Here is a 13,884-nt window from a genome sequence, read left to right on the forward strand (position 1 = left end):
CGCACCGGCCCCGACGTGCGTCCGGGGACGGTTACCCGGTGTAGCCGAGTGCTGTGCGCAGCGCGAAGTAGGCCGGTTTGGGAGCGAGCTGCTCGTCCCAGGGCAGGGCCGCGCCCTCGCCCGGGAAGAACGCCGGGATCCACGAATACTTGTCCGTGTAGTCCCAGACCGTGATCCCCACGCACCTGCGCACGGCGAGGCACGCCCGGGTCAGATCCGCGTACCAGGTCGCCTGCTCGGCCAGCTTCTCGTCGGTGGCCGGCAGCTGCATCCGTACGTCCACCTCGGTGAGCGCGGTGTCCAGGCCGAGGCGGGAGAAGCGGCCGAGGTTGTCCTCCAGAGTGGCCGGATAGCCGTACTGGAGGGCGAGGTGGGCCTGGAAGCCGATGCCGTCCAGCCGGACGTGCTGCGCCTTCAGCTGCTGGGCGAGCGCGTAGTAGGCGTCGCTCTTCGCGCCGAGGCCCTCGATGTTGTAGTCGTTCAGGTAGAGCCGGGCGTGCGGGTCGGCCTGGTGGGCCCAGCGCAGTGCGTCCGCGATGTAGCCGGGGCCGAGTGTCTTGTACCAGAGGGTCTCGCGGTAGCTGCCGTCCTCGTTGAAGGCCTCGTTGACGACGTCCCAGGAGTAGACCCTGCCCCGGTAGTGCCGTACCTCGGTCTGGATGTGCTTCTTCAGGACCGCCCGCAGTTCGGTGGCCGTCCAGTCGCGTGAGGTGAGCCAGTCGGGCAGCTGGCTGTGCCAGACCAGGGTGTGGGCGCGGACCTGCTGGTGGTTCTTGCGGGCGAGGTTCACGATCTGGTCGCCGTTGGTCCAGTCGAAGACGCCCTGCTGGGGTTCGGTGGCGTACCACTTCATGCCGTTGCCGGGCGTGATCATGTCGAACTCGGTGCCGAGCAGCTTCGTGTAGGCGGTGTCGGTGAGTTCGGGGTTGTCGGTGGCGGAGCCGAAGTAGCGGCCGTGACGCTGGGCCAGTTCGGCGAGGGTGGGTGGCCGGTCGTGGGCCTGGGCGGCGGGGCCGGTGGCCACCCCGGCCGCCACGAGTACGGCCGCGAGGGCACCGGCGAGTCTGAGCCGGGTACGGGACATCGTGCGACTCCTGTCCGTGGGTGGGATGTTCAGCCCTTGGTGGCGCCGGCGGTGAGGCCGCCGACCAGCTGGCGCTCGGCGACCGAGTAGAAAGCCAGGGCGGGAACCATGGCGAGGACCAGGTAGGCGAAGACCCGGGCGGTGTCGGTGGCGTACTGGCCCTGGAACTGCTGCACGCCGATGGGGACGGTCCACCAGGTGGCGTCGGTGAAGACCAGCAGCGGCAGGAAGAAGTTGTTCCAGCTGGTGACGACCGCGAGCACGGAGACCGTGCCGAGCGCGGGCCGGGCCATGGGCAGCAGGATCCGCCAGAAGAAGCCGAACGGCCCGCAGCCGTCGAGGGTGGCCGCCTCCTCCAGCTCCCCCGGAATCTCGCGGAAGAAGCCGCGCAGGATGATGATGGTCATCGGCAGCCCGAACGCGGCCTGCGGCAGGATCACGCCCAGCGGGTTGTCCAGCAGGTTCATCGAGCGCAGCAGCAGGAAGAGGGGCAGGGCGGCCACCGCGAACGGGAACATCAGGCCCATCGTGAACACGGTGAACAGCACTTCCCGCCCGCGGAACGCGAACCGCGCGAAGGAGAAGGCGGCCAGCGCCGACACCGCGACCACGAGCACGGTGGTGGCGACCGCGATCAGCGTGCTGTTGCCGACCAGCCGCCAGAACGCGCCGGAGCCGAGGATGCCGGTGTAGTTGGAGGTGACCCAGGACTCGGGCAGCCCGACCGGGTTGCGGGACAGCTCGCCGGTCGTCTTGAACCCGGACAGCAGGGCGTACAGCAGGGGTACGACCATCAGCGCGCCGACGAGGACGAGGACCAGGTGCAGCGGAAGTGTCCGTACGGTCTTGCGGCTGTCGCTCATGCGCCGTCCCCCCGCATGGTCGTGGTGGCGCCGGCCAGGTCGCGGCGGAGCACGAACCGCTGGTAAGCGAGGGCGAAGACGAGACTGACGGCGAACATGGCCACGCTGATCGCGCTGGCGTAGCCGACCTGGTAGCGCTTGAAGCCGTACTGGAACATGGTCACGGCCATGGTCTCCGAGTGGTGGTCCGGGCCGCCCGCGGTGACCACCCACACCAGGTCGAAGAGCTGGATGGAGCCGATCACCGACAGGAAGACGCTGATCCGCAGGGTGGGCGCGAGCAGGGGCAGGGTGACGTGCCGGAAGCGCTGCCAGGGCGAGGCGCCGTCGACGGTCGCGGCCTCCGTCAACTCGGCCGGGATGGACTGGAGTCCGGCCAGGTAGAGCATCATGTGGAAGCCGAAGTACTTCCAGGTCATGACCAGGAAGAGGGTGGCCATGACGGTGGAGGGGTCGGCGAACCACTTCCCGCCGAGCGCGCCGAGGCCGAGGTCGCTCAGCAGGTGGTCGGCGAGACCGTCGCCGGGGGCGAAGATCATGCCGAACAGGACGCCGGTGATCGCCTCGGAGAGCACGTACGGCGCGAAGAACAGCATCCGGTAGACGGCCCGGCCGCGGATCCGCTGGTTGAGCAGGACCGCCATGGCGAGCGCGAACGGGAGTTGCAACGCCAGCGACAGCAGGACCAGGACCAGGCAGCGCCACAGGTCGCCGAGGAAGACGTCGTCCTGGAAGAGCCGGGTGAAGTTGTCGGTGCCGGTGTAGTCGGAGGGCATGCCGAAGCCGCCCCAGCGGAAGAAGGATGCGTACAGCGCGAACAGGATCGGCAGCAGGACGAGGACGCCGAACAGCGCCAGGGCGGGCAGCTGGAAGCCCATGGCGGTGAGCCAGTGCAGCAGCCGGCGCCGGGAACGGGCCCGGCCCGAGGTCGGAAGCGGCTGCGGCGCGGCGTCCGGTCCCGACCGGGTGCCGGGCAGGTAGGTCGAGGTCATCGGGCGGCCTACTGCTCTTCCTTCGCGGTCTTGGTGATCGCCTGCGCGACGTCCGCGGGCGACTTGGACCCGGCGATCAGCCCGGCCACGCTGTCGTTGACCTGCTGGCCGACGGCCGGCGCGTAGGCCTGGTCGAGGTAGAGCTGGAAACCGGTGGCGGCCTTCAACTGGGCTTGGACGAGCTTGAGGTTGGCGTCGGTCATGGCGCTCTCGGCGGCGGGTACGACGGGCAGCACGCTGGTCTTCTTCACCAGTTCCACATCCGTCGTCTCGGAGGCGAAGAACTCCAGGAAGTCGACGGCGGCCTGCGGGGCGTCGGCGCGCAGCGCGTGTCCGCCGCCGCCTCCGAAAACCTCGGTGATGGTGCCCTTGCCGCCCTCGACGGCCGGGAACGGGAAGAAGCCGAGGTCGGCGCCGATGCCCTTGCCGGCGTCGGCCTCGACGCTGGGCGCCCACTGGCCCATCAGCTCCATCGCGGCCTTGGCGTTGCCGACGGTGGCGGCCTGGCCGGTCGGGGTGGAGTAGGCGGCGCCCAGGAACCCCTTCTGGAAGGGCTGGAGGGCGACGAGGTCCTTCAGGTGCTGTCCGGCCTCGACGAACCCGGCACCGGTGAAGTCCTTGTCGTCGTCGGCCTTCTTGAGGGCGTCGATGCCGGCGGTGCGCATCGCGAGGTACGCCCAGTAGTACATGCCGGTCCAGCTCTCCTTGCCGGCCAGCGCGAGGGGGGTGACACCGGCGGCCTTCAGCTTCTTCACGGCGTCGAGGAACCCGCTCCAGGTGGTCGGGGGCGTGCTGATCCCGGCCTTCTTGAAGAGCGCCTTGTTGTACCAGAAGCCGACCATGCCGATGTCGAAGGGGATGCCGTAGGTCTTGTTGTCGAGGATGTACGCCTGCTTGGCGACCGGGAGCAGGCCGTCGGCCCAGGACTTGGTGGGGTCGGTGAGGTCCTTGACGAGTCCGGCGTCGACCTGCTGCTGGAGGACGCCGCCACCCCAGGTGTGGAAGATGTCGGGGAGCTTCCCGGAGGCGGTCAGAGCCGTCATCTTCGTCTTGTAGGCGTCGTTCTCCAGCTGGACGATCTTCAGCTTGACCTTGGGGTTCTGCGCCTCGAACTTCTTGGCGAGGGCCGCCCACACGCCCTTCGCCGGCTCGGTCGTGGAGATGTTCCACCACTCGACGGTGGTGGTTCCCCCCGACGTCCCCGAGTCCGAGCCGCCGCAGCCGCTGAGGGCGGTCATGCCCAGACCGGCGGCCGCGGTGGCCGTCAGGAATCCGCGCCGGGACAGTGCCGGGTCGCCCATGATGCGCTCCTTGGGGTACGGGACGACCGACGCCGTCCTGGTTCGGTGGTGCTCTGGGGCCGCCGTTTTCGAAACATTCGGTATTTTCACCGAACGTTCCGAACGGCGACTCTAGAAAGGCGCATCAGGAGCGTCAAGGTGTCGCGCATCAGCTGATGGGCACGTACTCGAACCAGTCGACGGCGGCCCGCCCCTCGGTGACGTACATGCCGATGACCCGGCCGGTGAACCCGCCCGCCACCTCGGTGGAGAGAGAGCGGCCGTCAGTTCGGCCAGCCGAACGACACCGTCGGGCGTTTCGATCGAAAGGGTCACGGCGTCGGGCCCGGCGGGGCGGACGCCGGTCGCCTCGCCGTCCGCCCCGGGCGCGGTGGCGGTGGGCGGCGGCACCCGGTTCGTACGGATCTCGATCACCAGGGTCAACGGGCCCGGCGGCACCGGGCGTTCGGCGATCCACTGCCGCACCGGCCCGATCCGTACGACCGGCTGCGCGGGGAGATCCAGTGCGGCGCGAGGGCGGGGGCCACGGACGCCCCGTGCCCGAGCGCGGTACCGCCCTCGGCGACCAGCAGTCGCCGTTCTCGTCCCAGGCGAGGTCCGGGTCGATGCCGGGGACGTCGATCCACACAGGGTCGGACCAAGGTCCCTCGGCCCGTCGTGGTGCCGGATCGTCGGGGCGTGGATGCCGCCCGAGGCCGGGGTGTCGTCGGGCAGCGTCAACTGCCCCGGCCGGTCGAGGACGTTGCCGAGCTGCCGCCAGTGCACCAGGTCCCGGCTGTGGAAGAGCGGCACGCCGGGGAAGTACTCGAAGCTGGAACGGACGAGGTAGTGGTCCGCTCCGACCCGGCACACGCCCGGGTCGGGATGGAAGCCGGGGATGACCGGGTTGCCGTAGGTCCGCATGTGTGCCCCCCAGGCCACGCCGAAAGTTTCGGCGAGGTCGGCGAACATTACGGGGCGCACTGCAGGAGCGCGCTCAAGGGGCCGACAAGGCGGCCGTCAGAGCTTCAGCCGGTACGGCAGCAGGCACACCACGACGTCGGTGCGGGCCCGCAGGACGGTGGCGAGGAGCAGGCCGCGCTGGTTCTGGAGGATCTCGTAGCGCCGGTGTCTCGGCTCCACCTCGGGGATGAGCACGGCCACTTGACGACCGTCCGCCGCCGCGCGCTGCACGTAGTCGACGACCGGCTGCACCAGCGAGCGGTGCGGGCTGTCGATGATGTCGAGGCGCACGCCGGGGTTCCAGCGCGCCCAGGCCTCCTCCAGCGCCCGGGACCTCGCCGGGTCGCCGTGCACCGCGACCGCGACCACCTCGTCGCCGAGGGCGAGGGCGGCGCCGAGGGCGTGCCGGGCGAGCTTGCTGACCTCGCCGATCGGCACGATCACCAGGCTGGCGGTGCGCCGGGCCGGTGGTTCCGGGATGCGGCCGAGGCCCAGTTCCTCGCCCACCTCGGTGTAGTAGCGCTGGATGCGGGCGAACAGCAGCATCATCAGCGGTACGGCGATCACGACCACCCAGGCGCCGGAGAGGAACTTGGTGAACAGCAGGATGACCCCGGCGAGGGTGGTGAGCACGGCGCCGGTGCCGTTGATGAGCGCGCGGCGCTTCCAGCCGGCCGGGCGCCCGGTCGCCCAGTGCCGGACCAGGCCGGTCTGGCTGAGGGTGAAGCCGATGAAGACGCCGATGGCGAAGAGCGGCAGCAACCGGTGGGTGTCGGCGTCGGTGGCCAGCAGGAGGAGCGCGGCGAGCAGGGCGACGGCGACCACGCCGTAGCGGTAGACCGGGCGTTCGGCGCGCAGGCCGAAGAGGTGGGGCAGCCGGTGGTCGCGGGCGAGCAGGCTCATCAGCACCGGCAGCCCGCCGAAGCTGGTGTTGGCGGCCAGGCCCAGGACGAGGGTGACGACGAGGTTGGTGGCGTAGTAGGGCCAGCCGGTGCCGTAGGCGCCCGCGGTGAGCTGGGCGAGGACGGTCACCCCGCCGCGCGGGGCCACATGGTCGCGGTGGATCAGGACGGCCAGCCCGATCAGCATGGTCCCGAGCAGCGCCCCCAGCATCAGTTCGGTGCGCTGGGCGCGCTTGACCCTCGGCGTGCGAAAGGTCGGCACGGCGTTGGCGATGGCCTCCACGCCGGTCAGGGCCGAGCAGCCGGACGAGAACGCCTTGAGGATCACCAGCGCGCTCAGTGCCTCGGTCGCGTGCACGGGCTGGTCGGTGCCGACGACGGCGACCGGGTGCCCGCGCAGCAGGCCGAGCAGGATGACACCGAGGATCGCGGCGATGAACAGGAGCGTCGGCAGCATCAGCACCCGGGCGCTCTCGGTCACGCCGCGCAGGTTCACGGCCGTCAGCAGGGCCAGGCCGACCAGGCAGACGAGCAGCTTGTCGTGGGCGAGGGCCGGGAAGGCGGAGACGAGCGCGTCGGCGCCGGCGGCGAGGCTGACGGCGACCGTGAGGACGTAGTCGACGACCAGGCTGGCGGCGGCCAGCAGGCTCGCGGTGGCGCCGAGGTCGGTCTTGGCGACGGCATAGGCACCGCCCCCGTCCGGGTGAACGGCGATGACCTGCCCGTACGACACGACGAGCGCCGCGAGCAGGAAGGTGATCGCGAGGGTGATGGGCAGGGTGGCGCTGAGGGCCCCGGTGCCGGCGACCACCAGGGCCAGCACGATCGCCTCGGGGCCGTACGCCACGGAGCTGAGCGCGTCCAGGGAGAGCGCGGCCAGCCCTTCCAGGCTGGTCAGACGGTGCTTGTCGCCCTCCCCCGGGCGCAGTGGAACCCTCGGTCTCAGTTCACGGCGTGCCAGGCCATACGCCATCGGTACCTCATCACGGCCGGTGGGACGGTCGGCAACAGTGTCCTCCGTGCCGTGTCCGCGCGCCCGTGGTGGTGCCCGGGCGGGCCGGCCGGCGTGAGTGTGAGTGAGGAGGGCCGGCCCGCCCGGGAGTCTCTACAGGAGCCCCTCCGCGAGCGGGCCGAGGGACAGCGCGGGCAGGAAGTTGAGCAGCGCCAGGATGATCGCGGCCCCGGTGGCCAGGGCGACGAAGTTGACGCCGCGGGCCTGGAGGGTGCCGACGGTGACGACACCGGGCTGCTGCCGGGCCAGCCGGCCGGCCAGGGCCAGCAGGAACACCATCGGTACGTAACGGCCGATCAGCATCGCCGCCACCATCAGCAGGTTGTGGAAGTCGGTGGCGCCGTTGAAGCCGGCCATGGCGCTGCCGTTGCTGTTGACGTTGGAGGTGTAGGCGTACACCAGCTCGGTCAGGCCGTGCGGTCCCGGGTTCCCCATGGACGACTGGCCGTCGCCCAGGGCCACCGCGAGGGCGGCGCAGCCGAGGATGGCGGTCGGGGCGACCAGCGCGTAGAGCACGACGTACCGCATCTCCGGGAACCCGATCCGCTTGCGCAGGTACTCGGGGGTCCGCCCGACCATCAGGCCGCCGACGAACACGGCGATCAGCACGGCCATGATCAGGCCGTACAGTCCGCTGCCGGTGCCGCCGGGCGCGATCTCGCCGAGCATCATCGCCGACAGCAGCACCCCGCCGCCGAGGCTGGAGAAGCTGTCGTACGAGGCGTTGGCCGCGCCGTCGGCGGAGCCGGTGGCGGCGACGCCGAAGAGGGTGGAGCCGGGCACGCCGATGCGGGTCTCGGTGCCCTCGTACTGCCCGCCGACCGCCTCGGTCACGGTGCCGGTGTGGGCGCTCTGGGCGAGGCTGCCGGCCGCCAGCAGCAGGCCGAAGAGGATGCCGACGACGGTGAGCAGGGTCCAGCTCTGCCGGAGCGAGCCGATCATGCGGCCGTAGGTGCGGATGAAGGCGGTCGGGATCAGCAGCATGAGCACGATCTCGATCGCGTTGGTGAACGCGGACGGGTTCTCGAAGGGGTGGGCGCTGTTGGCGTTGAAGATGCCGCCGCCGTCGCCCGACATCAGCTTGAGCGGCTCCCAGGAGCCGACCGGACCGCCGAGCAGGGTCTGCTGACCGCCCGCCACGGTGGTGACGGTGTGCGGGCTCGCGAGGTTCTGCGGGACGCCGAGGGCGATCAGGATGATCCCGGAGACGATCGACAGCGGGAGGACGACCCGGAAGATCGTACGGATCAGGTCCACCCAGAAGTTGCCCAGCCGGTCCGTGTCCCGGCGCACCAGCCCCCGGATCAGGGCCAGCGCGGCGCAGATGCCGACGGCCGCCGAGGCGAACGCCTGCACGCCCAGGCCGGCCATGACGGCCAGGTGCCCGGTGGTGGACTCACCCGCGTAGTTCTGCCAGCTGGTGTTGGTGGTGAAACTGACGGCGGTGTGCAGGGCGAGCCGCCAGGGCATGCCGGCGTGGCCGGTGGACCAGGGCAGCCCGCCCTGGAGGGTGAAGAGCGCGAACAGCGCGGCGATGCTGACCAGGCTGAAGGCGAGGAGAGCGAACAGGTAGTGCCGCCAGTCCTGTTCACGGTCGGGGTCGACGCCGCACACCTTGTAGAGGGCGCGTTCGGCGCGGTGGTGGGAGCCGCCGTCGAGAGCGCGGGCCAGGTAGTCGCCGAGCGGGACGTGCAGTCCCACGACGACGGCGAGGACGAGGGTGGCCTGAAGCCAGCCGTACATGGGGTCAGGCCCCCTTCACGGGATGCATGCGGTCGAGGGCCGCGTTCAACTGGACGACGTTCACGGCGGGTTCGCCGAGGATGCCGAGGGCCCGGCCGCTGGTGTACTTCTCGACCAGCTGGTGTACGGCCGCCTCGGTCATGCCGCGTTCGCGGGCGACGCGCGGGGTCTGGAGTGCGGCGTAGGCCGGGCTGATCTGCGGGTCGAGGCCGCTGCCGCTCGCGGTGACCGCGTCGGCGGGGACCTTCGGGTGGGCGGGCGCGTTCCCGCGGACCGGGGTGACGACGGCCGCGCCGTAGTCCTCGCCGGCCTTGGCGCACGTGACGGTGACGCCCTCGTAGGTGGCGAGGAACGGCCTGGCGGGGCAGGCCTGGTCGAGGCTGACGACCCGGGTCGCCTTCCCCGTCGTACCGCCGTCGCGGAACACGCCGAGGACGGCGCCGACCCCGTCGGAGGTGCAGTACGGCCGGGAGCCGTCGACGTGCTCCAGCTCGCCGACCGCCCTGCTGCGGGCGCAGACCTGGGTGAGCAGGCTCTGCTTGCCGTCGGGGCCGAGGACGTCGACGGTCGACTCCGGGCCGAGGTTGCCTGCGGCGGAGGCCGAGGCGTCGTATCCGGTACCGGCGTTGGAGGGGCGGGACTGGAAGTAGTACGGGATCGGGTGGCCCTTCTTGTCGAGGAAGGACTGGCCGATCAGCGAGGTACGGCCCTGCGCGTCGTCCCGCAGGCCCGGGACCTGGGCGATCGCCGTCATGGCCAGCGGGTAGCCGAGGCCCAGCACCAGCGTGAGCACGATGACCACCCGGATCGCCGCCAGATGGTGGCCGACCCAGGAGGGCATCCTGGAGAGGAAGGTCATGAGTCAGAGCCCCGGGATGAACTGGACGACGGCGAAGTCGATGAGCTTGATGGTGAGGAAGGGCAGGACGAGCCCGCCCATGCCGTAGATCCACAGGTTGCGGGTGAGGAGGGCGTCGGCGCTGCTGGGCCGGTAGCGGACGCCGCGCAGGGCCAGCGGGATCAGCGCGATGATGATGACCGCGTTGAAGATGACCGCGGACAGGATCGCGGAGGCCGGTGAGTGCAGCCGCATGATGTTGACCGCGTCCAGGGCCGGATAGACCCCGCCGAACATCGCCGGGAGGATCGCGAAGTACTTGGCGATGTCGTTGGCGATGGAGAACGCGGTCAACGCGCCCCGGGTGATGAGGAGTTGCTTGCCGATCTCGACGATGTCGATGATTTTCGTGGGGTCGGAGTCGAGGTCGACCATGTTGCCGGCCTCCTTGGCGGCCGACGTCCCCGTGTTCATGGCGACGCCGACGTCTGCCTGGGCGAGGGCCGGGGCGTCGTTCGTCCCGTCGCCGGTCATCGCGACCAGCTTGCCGCCCGCCTGTTCCTTCTTGATCAGGGCGAGCTTGTCCTCGGGGGTGGCCTCGGCGAGGAAGTCGTCGACGCCCGCCTCCTCGGCGATGACGCGCGCGGTGACCGGGTTGTCGCCGGTGATCATGACCGTGCGGATGCCCATCCGGCGCAGCTCGGTGAAGCGCTCACGCAGGCCGGGCTTGACGACGTCCTTGAGGTGGACGACGCCGAGCAGCCGCGCCGGGCCGTCGCCGGCGGCCTCGGCCACCGCGAGCGGGGTGCCGCCGGAGGCCGAGATCTGCTCCACGCAGGCGTCCAGGGCGACCGGAACCGTGCCGTCGTTCTCCTCGACCCAGGCGGCGACCGCTGCGGCCGCCCCCTTGCGCAGGCGTCGCCCGTCAGGAAGGTCGGCCCCCGACATCCGGGTCACGGCGGAGAAGGCGACCCACTCGGCGCCCTCGGGCGTGGTGGCCGCGATGCCGAACTGCCCCTGCACGTACTCGACGATCGACCGTCCCTCGGGGGTCTCGTCGGCGAGGCTCGACAGCAGGGCGGCCTCGGCGAGTTGGCGTCCCAGCACCGAGCCGACCGGCAGCAGCGCGCTCGCCCGCCGGTTGCCGTAGGTGATGGTGCCGGTCTTGTCGAGCAGCAGCGTGTTGACGTCACCGGCCGCCTCCACCGCGCGCCCCGACATGGCCAGCACGTTGCGCTGCACCAGCCGGTCCATGCCGGCGATGCCGATCGCGGACAGCAGACCGCCGATGGTGGTCGGGATCAGGCAGACCAGCAGGGAGACCAGGACGATCCCGGTGACGCCGTGCGCGGTGAGTGCCTGGGTGTCGGGCGCGGCCGACATGACGCCCTTGGAGAAGATCGCCATCGGCTGCAGGGTGAGGACCGCGACCAGGAAGACGAACGTCATCATCACGAGCAGCAGGTTGAGGGCCAGCTCGTTCGGGGTCTTCTGCCGGTTGGCGCCCTCGACCAGGGAGATCATCCGGTCCAGGAAGGACTCGCCGGGTTCCTGGGTGATGCGGACCACGATCCGGTCGGACAGCACCCGGGTGCCGCCGGTGACGGCGGAACGGTCGCCGCCCGACTCCCGGATGACCGGCGCGGACTCGCCGGTGATCGCCGACTCGTCGATACTGGCCACGCCCTCGACGACGTCACCGTCACCGGGCACCAGGTCCCCCGCCTCGACGACCACGAGGTCGTCGCGCCGCAACTCCCCGGCGCCGACGCTCTCTTCGGCGTACCCGCCGTCCGGCGCGGCGGTCAGCCTGCGGGCGACGGTCTGCCGGCGCATTCCGCGCAGGGTGTCGGCCTGGGCGCGGCCCCGGCTCTCGGCGACCGCCTCGGCCAGGTTGGCGAAGACGACGGTCAGCCACAGCCAGACGGTGATCAGCCAGCCGAACCCGGACGGGTGCGCGATCGCGAGGCCGGTGGTCAGGGCCGCGCCGATCTCGGTGACGAACATGACCGGGTTGCGGGCCAGGGTCACCGGGTTGAGCTTGCGGAGCGCGGCCGGGAGGGCCCGCCACAGCTGGTGGGGGTCGAGCAGTCCGCCGCCTATCCGGCGGCCGGGGCCCGCGTCGGGTGGTCGTACCGTGCCGGCGGGTCTGTCGCGCACGGGTGCGGAGGCGGTCATCAGAAGCGCTCCGGCTTGATCAGGGCCACCACGAGGTAGGCCGGCAGGCCGACCGCGACGACCAGCCCGACGATGTTCTCGATCGTCACAGGGACCTCATCTTCACACGCATGTTTCACAAGGGGACGTGGAGCACCTCCGGGCGAGGGCCGGGCCGCCGCTCGCCCGGAGGTGGGTCGGGGAACGGGCCCGGTCAGAGCCCGACGTCGCGGCGGCGGATGTCGTCCAGGGACTCCCGCCGGACCAGCAGCCGGGCGTGGCCGTCACGGACGGCGGTGACCGGCGGGCGGCCGACCAGGTTGTAGCCGGAGGCCATGGAGAGGTGGTAGGCGCCGGCCACCGGCACCGCGAGCAGGTCGCCGGGGCGCAGGTCGGAGGGGAGTTCGACGTCGGCGGCCAGGACGTCGCCCGCCTCGCAGTGCCGGCCGACGACGGTCACCGGGGCGGTGGGCGCGGCGCTCGCGCGGCCGACGAGCCGGGGCGCGTACCGGACGCCGTACAGCGCGGGCCGGGGGTTGTCGCTCATGCCGCCGTCGACGGCGACGAAGGTGTGGTCGCCGGTCTTCTTGACGGCGAGGACGCGGTAGACGGCGATCCCGGCCGGGCCCACGATGGCCCGCCCCGGCTCGATGATCAGGCGGGGCACCGGCAGCCCGGCCGCCGCGCAGGCGTCGGACAGTTCGGCGCGCACCTTGCGGGCCAGAGCGGTGAGGTCGAGGGCCTCCTCGCCGGGCCGGTAGGCGATGCCGTGGCCGCCGCCGAGGTCCAGCTCGGGCAGTACCAGTCCGTGCTGTTCGTGCAGCCGGGCCATGAGCCCGACCACCCGGCGCACGGCGGCGAGGTACGGCTTGACGCTGGTGATCTGGGAGCCCAGGTGGCAGTGCAGGCCGGTGAGTTCGAGCTGCGGCTGGTCCAGTATCCGGGCGATGGCGTGCTGGGCGTAGCCGTCGGCGATGGAGAGGCCGAACTTCTGGTCGTCGGTGCCGGTGCGGATCTTCTCGTGGCCGCCCGCGCTGATCCCGGGCACCACCCGGACCATGACCCTCTGGTGTCCGTCGGGTCCGACGGCGGCGGCGAGCCGGGCGATCTCGGAGGGGCTGTCGATGACGATCCGTCCGACGCCCAGCCGCAGCGCGGTCTCCAGGTCGCGCGGCGACTTGGCGTTGCCGTGCAGCACGATCCGCTCCGGCGGGAACCCGGTGGTGACCGCCAACTCCAGCTCGCCCGCCGAGCAGACGTCCAGGCCGAGCCCCTCCTCCTCGGTCCAGTGGACCATCGCCCGGCACAGGAACGCCTTGGCGGCGTAGAGGACTTCGGCGTCGGGGAAGGCGTGCCGGTAGGTGCGGCAGCGCTCGCGGACCTCGTTCTCGTCGAGGACGTAGACGGGGGTGCCGAAGCGGTCGGCGACCTCGGCGAGCGGGACCCCGCCGACGGCGAGGTCGCCGGGCCGGGGCTCGGTGGTGGAGGCGGGCCACACCGACAGATCGGCGGGCGTGGTGGTGACGACGGGTTCATGCAGGGTGGTCATCGACCGCTCCCCTCTCAGACTCGGACGAATCAGGCGGTTCACGCGGCTCAGGCGGTGCGGACGGTCCGCAGGGACACGGCGGCGCGCGGGAGCGGCGCGACCGGCGCGGGGGCCGGCGCCGACAGCTGCGGGTCGACCGTCACGGTGGTGACGCCGAGCGGTGCGGCCAGGGCGCGCAGCGCGGGTTCGGCGAGCCGGATCCAGGCCTGGTCGGGGCCGAGCGTGGCGGCGAGTCTGCGGGCCGAGGTGAAACCGACGGCGGTGCGCTCGCCGAGCGGGGTGCGGAAGAGCCGGGCCGCACATCCCGCGGGTCCCGGCCGGACCGGTACGAACAGGGGTCCGGCCGGGGAGCGATCGGAAGGCTCCGGATCGTCACCGCACAAGAGTTCTGGCATGACATGCCTCCTGGCACAGGAAGGAGCTGGTGCCCCGGAGGCGGGTCGGCCGGCGGGGCGTGCCCAAGACGCTATGCCCGCTTCCGGCCCCTCTCCGATGCCTCAT

At 71.4% G+C, this 13,884-nt stretch carries 12 protein-coding genes and 1 pseudogene; all 13 read right to left on the reverse strand.

All coding sequences use genetic code 11. The annotated features are described in order from the left end of the window. Positions 1–31: 31 nt before the first annotated feature. The 13 genes and pseudogenes from ABT137_RS41630 to ABT137_RS41685 all read right to left on the reverse strand — a co-directional run bounded on the left by ABT137_RS41630 (position 32) and on the right by ABT137_RS41685 (position 13,778). Complete coding sequence (locus tag ABT137_RS41630; RefSeq protein ID WP_351717249.1) at positions 32–1,084, reverse strand: endo-1,4-beta-xylanase; 1,053 nt, start codon at positions 1,082–1,084, stop codon at positions 32–34. Positions 1,085–1,113: 29 nt separating this feature from the next. Then, positions 1,114–1,947 (reverse strand): carbohydrate ABC transporter permease, encoded by an 834-nt coding sequence (locus ABT137_RS41635; protein WP_351717251.1) that lies wholly within the window; start codon positions 1,945–1,947, stop codon positions 1,114–1,116. Continuing rightward, positions 1,944–2,939, reverse strand: a complete 996-nt coding sequence (locus tag ABT137_RS41640; RefSeq protein WP_351717253.1) for a carbohydrate ABC transporter permease — start codon at positions 2,937–2,939, stop codon at positions 1,944–1,946. The genes ABT137_RS41635 and ABT137_RS41640 overlap by 4 nt, the downstream gene beginning before the upstream one ends. Before the next feature lie 8 nt (positions 2,940–2,947). Beyond that, positions 2,948–4,240, reverse strand: a complete 1,293-nt coding sequence (locus tag ABT137_RS41645) for an extracellular solute-binding protein (RefSeq protein ID WP_351717254.1) — start codon at positions 4,238–4,240, stop codon at positions 2,948–2,950. Between the two features lie 148 nt (positions 4,241–4,388). Continuing rightward, positions 4,389–4,481 (reverse strand): hypothetical protein, encoded by a 93-nt coding sequence (locus ABT137_RS51125; protein WP_502984658.1) that lies wholly within the window; start codon positions 4,479–4,481, stop codon positions 4,389–4,391. Positions 4,482–4,655: 174 nt separating this feature from the next. Beyond that, positions 4,656–5,143: pseudogene (locus ABT137_RS51130) on the reverse strand (family 43 glycosylhydrolase); the annotation flags it as partial. A gap of 96 nt (positions 5,144–5,239) precedes the next feature. Continuing rightward, positions 5,240–7,057, reverse strand: coding sequence for an APC family permease (locus ABT137_RS41655; RefSeq protein WP_351717256.1), 1,818 nt, complete (start codon positions 7,055–7,057; stop codon positions 5,240–5,242). A gap of 132 nt (positions 7,058–7,189) precedes the next feature. Continuing rightward, entirely contained in the window at positions 7,190–8,839 is a 1,650-nt protein-coding gene (gene kdpA / locus ABT137_RS41660) for a potassium-transporting ATPase subunit KdpA (protein ID WP_351717258.1), read from the reverse strand. 4 nt (positions 8,840–8,843) lie between these two features. Next, positions 8,844–9,698: a potassium-transporting ATPase subunit C gene (locus ABT137_RS41665; RefSeq protein WP_351717259.1), complete on the reverse strand. Its 855-nt coding sequence runs from the start codon at positions 9,696–9,698 to the stop codon at positions 8,844–8,846. A gap of 3 nt (positions 9,699–9,701) precedes the next feature. Next, positions 9,702–11,855 carry a potassium-transporting ATPase subunit KdpB gene (gene kdpB, locus ABT137_RS41670; RefSeq protein WP_351717261.1) on the reverse strand — a complete coding sequence of 718 codons (2,154 nt, stop codon included), beginning with the start codon at positions 11,853–11,855 and terminating at the stop codon, positions 9,702–9,704. Continuing rightward, a complete protein-coding gene (kdpF, locus tag ABT137_RS41675; protein ID WP_351717263.1) occupies positions 11,855–11,944 on the reverse strand; it encodes a K(+)-transporting ATPase subunit F in 90 nt (29 codons plus the stop codon). The genes kdpB and kdpF overlap by 1 nt, the downstream gene beginning before the upstream one ends. A 104-nt stretch (positions 11,945–12,048) precedes the next feature. Continuing rightward, on the reverse strand, positions 12,049–13,383 hold the full coding sequence (gene lysA, locus ABT137_RS41680; protein ID WP_351717265.1) for a diaminopimelate decarboxylase: 1,335 nt from the start codon (positions 13,381–13,383) through the stop codon (positions 12,049–12,051). Positions 13,384–13,430: 47 nt separating this feature from the next. Continuing rightward, the gene (locus ABT137_RS41685; protein ID WP_351717267.1) at positions 13,431–13,778 is read right to left on the reverse strand and encodes an SAV_915 family protein; all 348 of its coding nucleotides are present in this window, start codon (positions 13,776–13,778) and stop codon (positions 13,431–13,433) included. Between the last annotated feature and the right edge of the window lie 106 nt (positions 13,779–13,884).

The sequence above is a fragment of the Streptomyces sp. NPDC001980 genome (assembly GCF_040296885.1).
In the GTDB taxonomy this organism is placed as follows: Bacteria; Actinomycetota; Actinomycetes; order Streptomycetales; family Streptomycetaceae; genus Streptomyces.

Bases quoted from the DNA above. Each gene is read 5' to 3' on its own strand.
- ABT137_RS41630 (WP_351717249.1), bottom strand. From the start codon at position 1,084: ATGTCCCGTACCCGGCTCAGACTCGCCGGTGCCCTCGCGGCCGTACTC.
- ABT137_RS41635 (WP_351717251.1), bottom strand. From the start codon at position 1,947: ATGAGCGACAGCCGCAAGACCGTACGGACACTTCCGCTGCACCTGGTC.
- ABT137_RS41640 (WP_351717253.1), bottom strand. From the start codon at position 2,939: ATGACCTCGACCTACCTGCCCGGCACCCGGTCGGGACCGGACGCCGCG.
- ABT137_RS41645 (WP_351717254.1), bottom strand. From the start codon at position 4,240: ATGGGCGACCCGGCACTGTCCCGGCGCGGATTCCTGACGGCCACCGCG.
- ABT137_RS41655 (WP_351717256.1), bottom strand. From the start codon at position 7,057: ATGGCGTATGGCCTGGCACGCCGTGAACTGAGACCGAGGGTTCCACTG.
- kdpA (WP_351717258.1), bottom strand. From the start codon at position 8,839: ATGTACGGCTGGCTTCAGGCCACCCTCGTCCTCGCCGTCGTCGTGGGA.
- ABT137_RS41665 (WP_351717259.1), bottom strand. From the start codon at position 9,698: ATGACCTTCCTCTCCAGGATGCCCTCCTGGGTCGGCCACCATCTGGCG.
- kdpB (WP_351717261.1), bottom strand. From the start codon at position 11,855: ATGACCGCCTCCGCACCCGTGCGCGACAGACCCGCCGGCACGGTACGA.
- lysA (WP_351717265.1), bottom strand. From the start codon at position 13,383: ATGACCACCCTGCATGAACCCGTCGTCACCACCACGCCCGCCGATCTG.
- ABT137_RS41685 (WP_351717267.1), bottom strand. From the start codon at position 13,778: ATGCCAGAACTCTTGTGCGGTGACGATCCGGAGCCTTCCGATCGCTCC.